The 10297-nt window shown below is 37.2% G+C and carries 8 protein-coding genes; all 8 read right to left on the minus strand.

The window, feature by feature from the left end:
* Positions 1-62: 62 nt before the first annotated feature.
* The 8 genes from ABZ559_RS12880 to dnaN all read right to left on the minus strand — a co-directional run bounded on the left by ABZ559_RS12880 (position 63) and on the right by dnaN (position 10143).
* Positions 63-1484 carry a SpaH/EbpB family LPXTG-anchored major pilin gene (locus ABZ559_RS12880; RefSeq protein WP_367006692.1) on the minus strand — a complete coding sequence of 474 codons (1422 nt, stop codon included), beginning with the start codon at positions 1482-1484 and terminating at the stop codon, positions 63-65.
* A 173-nt stretch (positions 1485-1657) separates the two neighbouring features.
* On the minus strand, positions 1658-4645 hold the full coding sequence (locus ABZ559_RS12885; RefSeq protein WP_367006694.1) for an InlB B-repeat-containing protein: 2988 nt from the start codon (positions 4643-4645) through the stop codon (positions 1658-1660).
* A gap of 192 nt (positions 4646-4837) precedes the next feature.
* Positions 4838-6604: an InlB B-repeat-containing protein gene (locus ABZ559_RS12890; protein ID WP_367006696.1), complete on the minus strand. Its 1767-nt coding sequence runs from the start codon at positions 6602-6604 to the stop codon at positions 4838-4840.
* A 42-nt stretch (positions 6605-6646) separates the two neighbouring features.
* Complete coding sequence (gene lepB / locus ABZ559_RS12895) at positions 6647-7237, minus strand: signal peptidase I (protein WP_321058197.1); 591 nt, start codon at positions 7235-7237, stop codon at positions 6647-6649.
* The gene (locus ABZ559_RS12900) at positions 7227-7490 is read right to left on the minus strand and encodes a DNA repair protein (RefSeq protein ID WP_277291166.1); all 264 of its coding nucleotides are present in this window, start codon (positions 7488-7490) and stop codon (positions 7227-7229) included. The genes lepB and ABZ559_RS12900 overlap by 11 nt, the downstream gene beginning before the upstream one ends.
* Before the next feature lie 594 nt (positions 7491-8084).
* Positions 8085-8432, minus strand: a complete 348-nt coding sequence (locus tag ABZ559_RS12905) for a helix-turn-helix transcriptional regulator (protein ID WP_367006698.1) — start codon at positions 8430-8432, stop codon at positions 8085-8087.
* A 102-nt stretch (positions 8433-8534) separates the two neighbouring features.
* The gene (locus ABZ559_RS12910; protein ID WP_018375135.1) at positions 8535-8738 is read right to left on the minus strand and encodes a DUF951 family protein; all 204 of its coding nucleotides are present in this window, start codon (positions 8736-8738) and stop codon (positions 8535-8537) included.
* 268 nt (positions 8739-9006) lie between these two features.
* A complete protein-coding gene (gene dnaN, locus ABZ559_RS12915; RefSeq protein WP_018375136.1) occupies positions 9007-10143 on the minus strand; it encodes a DNA polymerase III subunit beta in 1137 nt (378 codons plus the stop codon).
* Between the last annotated feature and the right edge of the window lie 154 nt (positions 10144-10297).

Raw genomic sequence — 10297 nt, forward strand, 5'->3', positions numbered from 1 at the left:
ATCTTCGGAAATACCGCCATACAACTGTTAGCACTTCCGAAGATGACTTTTTCTTTATTGAATCAGTGAATATTATTCATGCGACGTTTAGAAATCATGTAAACAAACGCAGCAAGTAGGAGGACAGAACCCGCAATATAGAACATTGTTGTACCAAATGAACCTGTTGATGGCAATTCAGCACCTTTCTTATTGACAACGTTTGAAGTATTTGTTGCTGTTGATGAAATACTTACTTCTTTACGTTCTGTTAAAATGTTGTAACCATTAGGAGCCTTGATTTCTTCAAGATAGTACTTTGTATTATCTCCTTTAAGACCTTTGATAACAACTTTACCAGCTTCAATGACTTGACCGTTTTCACCGGCTTCAGCAACACGGTAAGTACCATCTGTATTTTTAACAACTTTAATTTCATTGCCACCGCTTGCTGCATCATAAAGTTTGAATTCAGCACCAGTCAATGTATCAGAACCATCTTCTTTAGATGTTTTGTTCAATGTGAATTGATACGTGTAAACTTTTGGATCTGGATCTGGATTTGGATCTGGGATTGGGATTGGAGTTTCTCCATCTGCTGTTGTGTAAGAAATCTTAGCTGAGTTACTTGCTGTACCATCTTGTGCACCAGCTTTTACAGTGGCTTTATAGGTAACAACGACTTTTGCTGGGGAATTGTAGATAGTTGTCTTACCATCAGCTTTTACCCAAGCAAGTTCAATAGTCATTTTACCGTCTGTACCATAAGTTGGAGTTACTGTGACTTCTTTCTCATCAACAGTCACCTTAACAGTTGATTGATTGATTTCCAAGTCAGAAGGGGTATCGACAATAGTGTACTTAGTGATTAATTTTGAATCAGTACCGCTTGTTGTAACGTAGTTAGTTGCATTGAAGGCAATCTTATAGTCAATCACATCCCCAATCTTAGCAGTTGTTTTTGAGGTTGTTTTATCATTTACTACGATTTTCTTCGCGCCATCATTAGGAATATCTGGATTTGTTGTATTCTTATCTTTGATAGTTGCATTTGGATTTGTACTGTCAACAGTAATAGTTGTTCCAAGTGAAGATTTTACATAGTAGTAGCCATAAGTTAGGTTTGAGAAAACAAGTGTGTTGTCCTCTGCTTTAGAACTCTTCACTTCTGTTCCAAAATCTGCTGCCCAAGTTTTGAAGGCATTGCTTGAAACATCAATGTTGTCCTTAGCAAGAACATTTCCAGATTTATCAACGCTAAAGAAATCATTTCCTGTAAAGTTTTTACCAGTAGGAACCTTGTAAGAAATAGCTCCATTACCATCTACTGTAGCGTCAAACAGTTTGTAGATTGTATAAGTTTGGCCTTGAGCTGCATTATCAATCGTGATGCTTGCTGTACCACCTGCACCGGTGTCTACACTTTGCGCATTAACTTGCCCACCTACGAAAAGAAGAGCCAGCGTTGCAAAAAGAGTAGTTAAAAATTTTGTCATGTTTTTCATGAAATCCTCTTTCTTTTTCCTAAAATAGCGTGTCACTGTTAAGAGGAAGCTAGTAGCTTCTCCTAATAATGAAGAGTTAAGTAAGTTCAATCATAGTTTTCGTTTGTTGTTACCTTTAAGAATTAACTATAGCGACAACTTTCTCAAACACGATAAGTGACTGATGGGAGTTGTTAAGATTGACCACTCCTTTCACGGTTATGGTTCATCCATAAACTGCCAAGCAATGCAATTATCATCAAAGTGATACCAGCTATGATGTAAACGTATTTTCCGCTACCACCTGTACTAGGTAAGGCTTTACCTGCTTCATTGGCAATCTGGATACGATTGCTGTAACCACCAGCTGCCACTGTAAGCTGCGCTTTGGTAGATGAGCTAATAGCTGTGCCATCTTCATCCGACAAAGCAACAGTAAAGGTCTTATTACCAGAGGTGTCTGTAGCCTCTGTCACTGTGAAATACAAGTAACTATCAAGAACGATATAGCCATCTGGTGCTGCTGTTTCCTTGATACGGTAACGACCAGCTGTCAAGCCAACTGGAATATTAACTCCAGCATCAGCTGATGCTATCGCTAATTCCCCAACACCACTGATTGCGGCCCAAGAAATGCCATCCCACTTACTAATTTCAAATTTTCCACCTGCAAGAGCAGACCAATTAGGTGTCGTTTTTTGAAGATTTATGGTTGGAGTGACAGTCAGATCTCCGTTAACAATGGTGATATCATAGTTCTGGACTTTAGTATTAATATCTGCAGTGTAAGTAAAGGTATTGGCTGATGATCCTGGAGCCGTTTGGCTACCTGTCACATCGTAGGTCATTCCTTCACCAAAGACAAAACCTTCATCAGCAGTTGTTTGCGAAGGATTTACTACCTTATTGGTCAAGGCTTGACCATCATAAGCCTTAGTGTCTGACGCAGATGTCAATGTAACCTTACGCGGTTTGATAATCAGGCTACCATCAGATACTTCGAAGTTAACATCAAAATTCGTGTTTTCATTTGAGAAACGATTACTAATGCTTAAATTATAGGTACCAGCATCCTTTTGAGTAATAACCTTATCACTGTCACTGCCGTTGAAAACAATGTCACTTTCCTTATACAGGCTATTGCTAATATTACTTATCTTATAAGTGATTGTTTCTGGAATAGCATTGTAAACTTTCTCAATTTTATCACCATCAATAGTAACAGTTACCTTCAACGGACTTACTGTCAATATACCATCAACGTAAGTCACCTTGTAATAGTCCGTATGATCTTTACCAGCTTCATCAACAATACGAGCCTGTTTAGGTGTAGTTCCACTAATTCCCGCATTTACTTGGCCACCATCATAAACAATTGTGTCAAGTTTATCTCCTGATTTTAGATAGTTACTATAGTCACTAATCAAATCTGAAAGTCCTGAGCTCTTAAGCTCTGTCCCATCATAAATTTTCGACTTATCACTAGCTTTTAGCGTGATATTTTTCTTGTAATAAAGATCAATTGTCAGGTTGCCACCATCACTAATCTTATAGACAACTTTATCCCTAGCTTTGTCACTGTCCTCAGAGTGATCATAAGTGTAACCGTCAACAGTCTTATGGTCAAGAACATAGGTCGATGATTTCTTATGATAGGTTGTCAATGCTTCCTGACCATCAATAGGATTACCATCCATATCAAGATAATTAACAGTAATCGCCTTGGTGTCATAACTAGCATACTTAAAGGTGATGACATTATTCGCTGCATTAGAGGTCAGAACTAGGCTCTGGGTATTTTCTATAGGATAATAATCCGTGCCTAGCATATCTGCGGTAACGCCTGTCTGAGTTTTCATGTGGTCTTTATCAACTTTAGTAGCTGACTCTTTAGCACGAATCACACTACCATCGACTGTTTTGGTGACAGTCGGCGCCACCTCAATAGCTGGATTATCCGCTAAAACATAGCGAATAGTGTAATCTACTTCTGCTGCCTTCGGCGTATAATAGAAAATTATCGTGTTGTTATCATAGTCAAGCTGAATTGTTGAGGTTGTCACCTCAGGTCGATAACCTGTAATAGCCAGAGGTTTTTCAGTAATATTCTGACCAACTGTTAAGCTTGGGCTGGTGATTTCCTTATCAGCAGCCAATCTTGTATCACTACCTTTTTCCAGATACTTAACTGTATAGGTCAATGGTTTCAATTCCCACTTAGCAGTCAGCTTGATATCTGAGGTAATTTTCTTATCCCACTCGAATCGCTTACCATCTGACGTGTACCAGCCAAGGAAATTATAATGGTCTCTTGTTGGATCAGTCGGTGCTGTTGCATACTTGTATTTTTCAACCGTTTGATTAGTTGGTGTTGCACTGCTTGCTCCTGCTGTGTCAAAACTTACCGTGAAAGTCGGTGCAATCCACTTAGCATAGAGCGGTAGGGGGTTAGCTGGCATTTTATTGAAGGTATACTTTTCCGTTAACAAGGAATCAGCATACCAACCGCCCCAAGTATAATCTTCATCGACACCGCTTGGACGCGATGGTTGATAATTGTAGGTTGATGTATTGATATTGCTATCAAAGAGAATATAAGATTTTGTCGCTATATTGTCACTACCATAGAAATAATTGATATTGTAGGCATTACGATCATAATAAAAATTATAAGTACGAGTCCCTGAATCATATGAACTCTTGGATTTATTATATGTGAAACCAGCTATATTTTTTGCACCTAGTTTAGCATCTGAAAAATTGAATTTTTGACTGTAACGAGAAATATCATATTGATTCGGATTATCGGCGTTTTGTAATCGGTAATTGACGCTGTATTTTTTAAGACCACTTTGCCAATATGCAGTAAGAACCTTTTTATGATTACTATCTGCACTTGCAATCATATCATTTGTTACCTCGTAACGCGTAGTTACGTAATATGGCTCATCACTAAAATACCAACCTTTAAAATCGTAGTAATAGTAGTAACCGTAGTAATCGTAGTAATAAATACTATTAACATCAAGGGGCCACTGTGGAGAAATATCCTGTCCCAAAACAACATTGCTGATAGTATATTGTCTACCTGTATACGTGGTACCATTTACAGTCATTGAGCCATTGACACGGCCAGCAGAATTTCCATACGAATCTAAAGCTACTCCATTCAAATCAAACACAAAGGTATAACGGATCAATCTATAGTAGACTTTCAGAACAGAAGTCCCATCCGCAGCAATTTCTATGCTTGATGAAGTATTTTTATCGTTTGCTTTTTCATAACCTTCTTTTATGGTTGTCTGAGCCGGAGGTGTTCCAATAGTTGAATTTGTTGCCTGGACTGTAGTTCCTACTTTTCCTTGAGATGTCCTTTAACTATCATACACATAGGAAGTCGTTCCTGTAGCATTGTCATAGACTTCTTTGTAGTAGGCTATCGTATAATTTACGGTATTGGGTGTCCATTTAGCATATAGCGTTGTGTTTTCTTTAAGGGTGATACTTCCTGTGATAGGATTGCCCGTCAACTCTGGATTATCATACCAACCCGCAAAAGTATAACCTTCTTTTTGAGGTGTGGTTGTCGTTATCGCAAGCTTGCTTCCGTACAGGGCGGATTGAGAATCGATATTTGATCCGCCATTGCTATTATAAGAAAGATTAAAGGTTTTACGTGTATAGTAAACATAAAGTTTTTGACCGCTAGCTTGTTCAATTTTGACAGTATCAGACTTTTCGTAGTCAGCATACTTATAGGTCAAAATCTTTGGAGTCACGGTTGAGCCTAGAATTCCCCTAGCGCGCACTGTTTGGATTTCTGAATAACCTGAACCAGTTAAATCCTTGAGCATGTAAACAAAGTCATACTCAGCCGTGTACGGAACATACTGAATACGCTGACTGATTTTATTATCATCTACGCCATCAGCATTATCTAAAGCTTCTAAGTCATCAGCTTTATACTCTAGGATGGATTGCTCAGGATAATAAATCGCATCAGATGCTAAACTAGTATCTTCCTTATTACTCACTTCTGTTGAAGCAGGCGGGGTAATCTGGTAAGGAGTATCTCTCTTTTCAAGCTGTACAGTTTCCTTATCAATCGTCACATCTTTATTTTGCGAGTTGTTATGGTAGTAGTATTCAACTGTGATGGTGTAGATATTAATGTTGTTGAAGACCGCCTCAACAGTCATGTTTCCTGTAACAGTGGTATTTTCATCAACAGTTTCACCAGTTTCTTTATTAATCCAATGTGAAAAAACATAACCTTCTCTGAAAGGTGATTCTGGAAGAGTTCCTAACTTAGAACCAGAGGCCTTGTCAACCAAGGTTGAGATGGTTTGTTCATTTTCTTCAGAATCTTTGTAAACAAAATTAACAGTATAATAGTCAGCTAAAACTGTTCCGTAGTCAGAAAAGGAATTAGCATCAAAACTAACTTCAGAGACTTGATTATTTTTCTCATCAGTTTGTGCATCAACCAGCTGTACATTGTTATCATCTTCAAAGTGGACGACCTTCATCTGGCTATCTTTGGGCATCTGAACAGCATTGTCTGTCTTAATCTTAACCGACACCGGAGCAGCGGGTTCTACTTCCTGATTGTCATGAACGAATGAAATATCAAAGAAACGCGCATAGGTTAGTTTAGAAACTCCCAATGCTTCCTTGGCTTTCTCATAACGCGACTGGTAGGTCTCCGTTGATGGGACGATTTCAGAAACTTTAAGTTCAACCCCTTGAGGTAGTTGTGCAGTGGCACCAAATGCAGCCGTCACTTCATAATCGCTACCCTTTTCAGTCATGACCGTATCCTCAGTAATCAGAGGCTTTCCATCATTTGTCTCTGTTGTACTTTCTAATGTCTGACTATCTTCTTGACTAGATGGGGCACTTTCTTGACTGCTAGCCAGCGGGGCAGTTAAATCTGACAGTGAGCTGGAAGTTACATTTGATGATGGCGAAGCTACATTAAGTCCTGCTGTTTTATCAGCTGTTTGACTATCCAATGTCAATGCTGGCAAAATTAGAGCATATGTTGTTGCAAATACAACAACTACCGCTATAGCAATCCCAAGCTTTTTATATTTTGAACTCCAAATATGCCAGTTTTCTGTTTTGAAAAACTTACGCACGCATTTTAACCTCCTTCCTTAAATCAATTTTCTCATTAAATCTTATTCTATAACGCCAATCTCTGATAATGGCCAAATCTTAAAGACTAACTTACCCACAATTTGTTCATCAGAAACTGTACCGATTGAGGTATTTCGAGAATCAATCGAAACCTCACGATTATCCCCCATTACAAAGATTCGATCTTCTGGAACTTGGTAGGGAAATTTTATATTGGTTTGCCCGTAGGCCTTGTGTTTCAGATAAGGTTCCTTCAATTTAGTCTGATTGACATAAACCGTTCCGTCATCTTTCATATCAACCCAGTCACCTGCTTCAGCAATCACGCGCTTTACTAAAATATTATTGTTATAGTAGAAAGCAACAATATCTCCTGTCTCAAAATGACTACTCTTAACAGAAACTACGATATCGCCACGATCTAGTGTCCCACGCATAGACTTCCCATAAATTCTAAGGATGGGAAGAAACAGAACAGCTACTAAAACAGCAAAAGCTGCTACGACAATGAGCATGAAAATGGTGCTTCGGATAGTTTCCATAAATCGTTTGCGATATCTCGCCTTTTGGTAAACCTTTTTAATCTCAGCTGTCTGAGGTAAGGAAAATTTTTGCTGTGATTTACCCTTCATCCACTTCTCCCACATTAGCTTTGATATTGGTTAAATAAAGATCAGCTGTTTTTTGAGCTTCTTCAAAAACCTTTGTCAACTGAAGAGAAGCTTGGGCTAAAGAGCCTGCTTCAGCAATTTTAATTCTCTTATCAGCAAGTTCTGCCTCAGCCTGAGCTAACTCTGTTTTCAAGCGGTCAATCTCATCGGCTTGAGCTAGCATAATTTCGTACAATTCAATACGTTTTAATTTTCGTAGCTGCTTTTCTTTCACTCTAATATTTTCCTTTTTTATTTTTAGCTTTTTAGCATAAAATTGGACGCATCTCTATGACTATTGTAACATAAAAGTTTCACTTTTTTTACGAATATACTCACAAAAAAAGAATATTTTAAGAAAGTAACTTACAAATAATTTTCAATCAGGATTTTCATTTTTTGTTTGATACCTTTAGTTGTGTAATCTTTTGTGATTCATACTCAGCATTTATTGAATAGATGCAGTTTGTGGATTAATACTCAATGAAAATCAAAAGTAGCCTAGGAAACGAAGCCGACGATAGAACTTGAGTTCATCAAGGTAAGTTGACAACGGATAATTTTGATTTTCGAAGAGTATAAATCCAACCTAATACAGAGTCCAAATCTATTAATATAGTCTTGATAATCTCGCAGCTTGTTTTTAGTTCTAAGCAAATAGCTGCAGGTAATATGATAAAATGAATAGCAAAGCAATAAAAAAAAAGCAGAACTCATTCACTGAACTCTGCTTTTTTATAATTTTCTTACTCTTCAATTAAAACTTCGATCATGACTATTATAGCAGAAAAGTAGATAAAAATCCTGCCAAATGACAGGATTCAAAAAATTAACCAAACATTTGAATAACTTTCATTGCACCTACAAATAAACCAAATGCAATAATCATGATTGGTATAACAACCCACCAATATTCAGATAAGAATTCCCAACCATTCATTTTTCCTTTTTGTTCCACCACAATTTCCTTCTCAGGCTCTTTTCCCAAAACCAGATAATCTAAACTGACACCAAAGATTTCTGCCAGCTGGACTAGTTTATCAATATCTGGCGTTGCTTCACCATTTTCCCACTTGGAGACAGCCTGACGGGAAATATAGATTTTCTCTGCCAACTCATCTTGAGACAGGTTCTTGGATGTGCGTAAAGTTCGAATTTGTTGTGCTAATTGAGTCATTTTAAATTCCTCCTCTTTTTCTAAGTTTAGTATAACTTAGGTATAAATAGTTTACTAGCAACACTTCAGAAACTCTCGCAACTAACAGTTGCCACCTGTCAACTAAGCTTCAACTGACAGAACCTTCTTCATTTTTCGCTCAAAATCGTATCGACTCATCATAACAACATGATCACAGTTAGTGCATCGAATCTTAATATCTGCTCCTAAGCGTACAACTTCCCAGCAATTTGCTTTTTTCCCTGTAGCTTTTATGGTGCAAGCATGTGGCTTTTTCATTTCAACTAAAGAGCCTAATTCGTACATTTTTTCTCCTTTGCCCATCTGTAAAGAAAATCTCTTATTTTCTATTTTTCAACACACATTTTGTGACATAAACTAGTATTTTAACCTTTACACATTAATGCCAATTGACATCTTATACTCAATGAAAATCCACCCTTGCTCCTTAGATTTAGTGAATGTTACTATCATTGTAAGTCTCAAGGGTGATGTACTTTATTTTTACCTCACTTCTGCTTAAGAATAGGAGGTAAATAAAGGTAGGCATGATTACTCAATTCTGGTTCCTTTATTAATTTGTCCTTACCGGCGTGATGAGTTGAATGAAGTTCTCACTATCATCTCCTGGTACTAAGGTAAATGGACGAACAGGTGAAATAAATCGGATAGTCACTGTTTCACTTTTAAGCGCTTTTAAAGCTTCAATCAGATAAGTCGGATTAAAGCTAATAGTTAGGTCACTGCCAGTTTGACTAAGAGTATCCAGTTCTTCATTAACTTTACCCACTTCAGGAGAATTGACATGAGCAGAAACGGACTTTTCGGTAATTTCAAGCTTAACAGTACCATTTTGGGTTGCATTTGAAATTAAGTGTGCACGCTCCATCGCAGAACGAAGTATAGCTGTCGTAAAAACAACTTCAGTTTCAAAATGATTTGTCAAAAGACGATCCGTATCTGGGTAATTTCCCTCTAAAAGACGAGTATAAAAACTAATATACTCACTTCTAAAAAGAATTTGGCTAGGAGAGAAGAAAACTTCAACTTTTTCAATATCATCTGCAAAAACAGCTGAAAATTCACGTAGAGACTTACTCGGAATAACAACATCAAAATCATTAGAATTATTTTCCAATGTGAGCTTACGTTGACTCATGCGATGAGAATCTGTGGCGACAGCTTTGAATTCATTATGATTACTTAAAACCATGTGAACGCCAGTTAAGATCGGACGACTTTCTTGGAGACTTGCTGCAAAAGCAGTTTCTGAAATAATTGACTTTAGAAGTTTCGTTTCAAGTATCAGTGGACTATCAGTAGCAACTTCTTGCAAACGAGGATAGAGATCAACGTCTTTTCCTTTTAGTGTGATTTCAGATTTGCCACTGGTTAAAACTACTTGATGATGCTCAATTTCTTCAAAATCTAGAGTTAAATCTGGGAGGCTAGAAATAATATTAATAAAGAAATTGGCTTCTAAAAGTATCGCACCTGGTGAGGTTATCAATAGACCAGCATTTTCATTTGTAATAGGAATTGTATTTTCAATAGAGATTTGACCATTGGAACCTGTCAGGACAATAGCTTTATCCATAACAACAATTTTAATCGTTGATAAAATTGGGATAGCATTCTTACTAGCAATAGCACGTTTTGTGGCATTTAAAGCTTGTAAAAATAGTGATTTATTAATTGAAAATTTAATCATGAAAACTCCTTTATTAGTTAATATAAGTATAGTAGTAGTAGTAGGTCTTGTGGATAAAGTGGAAAAGCTGTAAAAAGCGTAGAAAGACAAGGCATAAGAATTGTTCACAAATTGTGGAAAACTTTTATGTTTCTAAGATAGTTATCCACAGAGA

The sequence above is a fragment of the Streptococcus sp. ZY19097 genome, from assembly GCF_040731245.1.
In the GTDB taxonomy this organism is placed as follows: domain Bacteria; phylum Bacillota; class Bacilli; order Lactobacillales; family Streptococcaceae; genus Streptococcus; species Streptococcus orisratti.